Here is a 1,158-nt window from a genome sequence, read left to right as displayed (position 1 = left end):
ACTGAATGTATGTGTTACAATGTGCCGATGATATCAAGAGCCGCTACACCATTTGGCTGGCGCACTGGTGTAACCAGACAAATTACACCGGCGCATACGGTATCTGGCAGCATTCCGAGAAAGGCGAGGTTGCAGGCATCAACGGCAATGTGGATCTGGATATCTGCTATAAGGATTTTCCCACAGTCATCAAGAATAAGGGACTGAACGGCTGGGCGAAATCTTCCACGCCTGCGCCCAATGTGCTGGGTGCCGCAGCGGTTACTATCACTATCAGCAATGACACTTATAAGGGAACGCTTGTGAAAGCGTGATTTTTTTCGGGCAGGGGTTATTCTCTGCCCACTATTTTTTCTATATGTGGGGGTGTGAGCGAATGACAAATAAGCAGAAAGAAAAGATCATCGTACTGCGGCAAGACGGTACGAGTTACAAGGAAATCGCTGAACAGCTTGATTTATCCGTTAATACTGTAAAATCATACTGCCAGCGGCATGAACTGTAAACATATGTAAAGGTCAGAAACAGCCTGCGTTTGTGTATGCAATGTCACGCTGAAATCCCTCAGACACCGAAACGCAAGGCAAAAAAGTTCTGCTGTGGCAAGTGCCGTCAGCTATGGTGGACTGCGCATTCAAATCTGATTCACTGCGTATCCCTTGTAAATCACACCTGTCCGGTCTGCGGAAAAACATTTCAAGCATATAAAAGCAAGCACCGCATTTACTGTTCCCGTACCTGCTACGGCAAATCCAAGGAGGTAACGCATGAATAGTGACACTTTTAACGCTCTCTTCCGCCATCAGCTTGTTATGACATGGGTGCGTTCCCTGCTGAAACGCTCCCTTATCACCAAGGCAGAGTACGCTAAAATTGATACAAGGATAGCGCAGAAATACGGCATATCTTCGTGCAGCATATTCCGTTGAAAACAGCATAAAATCGTTGACTTATCCCCTAATAGGCGGTAACATGGTAAGCAAGGAGGTGGTGCTGTGTGGAGAATCATGAACGCATCGTTCAGAAGGTTCAGTTCCCCAACAAACCCACAGTCAAGCTGCTGAGAACGGCAGCTTACGCCAGAGTTTCAAGCAGTAAGGATGCAATGCTGCATTCCCTTTCGGCACAGGTCAGCTATTACAATAAGCTGATTCAAAG

General features: G+C 46.8%; 3 protein-coding genes and 1 pseudogene. All 4 read left to right on the top strand.

Annotated features, from left to right (window positions below; all coding sequences use genetic code 11):
- Positions 1 to 11: 11 nt before the first annotated feature.
- Positions 12 to 314, top strand: a complete 303-nt coding sequence (locus QVO51_RS04460; protein ID WP_288167847.1) for a hypothetical protein — start codon at positions 12 to 14, stop codon at positions 312 to 314.
- 44 nt (positions 315 to 358) lie between these two features.
- The gene (locus tag QVO51_RS10870) at positions 359 to 505 is read left to right on the top strand and encodes an RNA polymerase sigma factor (RefSeq protein WP_369677897.1); all 147 of its coding nucleotides are present in this window, start codon (positions 359 to 361) and stop codon (positions 503 to 505) included.
- A gap of 262 nt (positions 506 to 767) precedes the next feature.
- The gene (locus QVO51_RS10865) at positions 768 to 929 is read left to right on the top strand and encodes an SHOCT domain-containing protein (protein WP_022357397.1); all 162 of its coding nucleotides are present in this window, start codon (positions 768 to 770) and stop codon (positions 927 to 929) included.
- Positions 930 to 1,015: 86 nt separating this feature from the next.
- Positions 1,016 to 1,158, top strand: a pseudogene (locus tag QVO51_RS04455) (recombinase family protein); the annotation flags it as partial.

The sequence above is a fragment of the Ruminococcus sp. CAG:379 genome (genome assembly GCF_000434255.1).
GTDB lineage: Bacteria > Bacillota > Clostridia > Oscillospirales > Ruminococcaceae > Ruminococcus_F > Ruminococcus_F champanellensis.
This window is presented reverse-complemented; position numbering and strand designations above follow the sequence as displayed.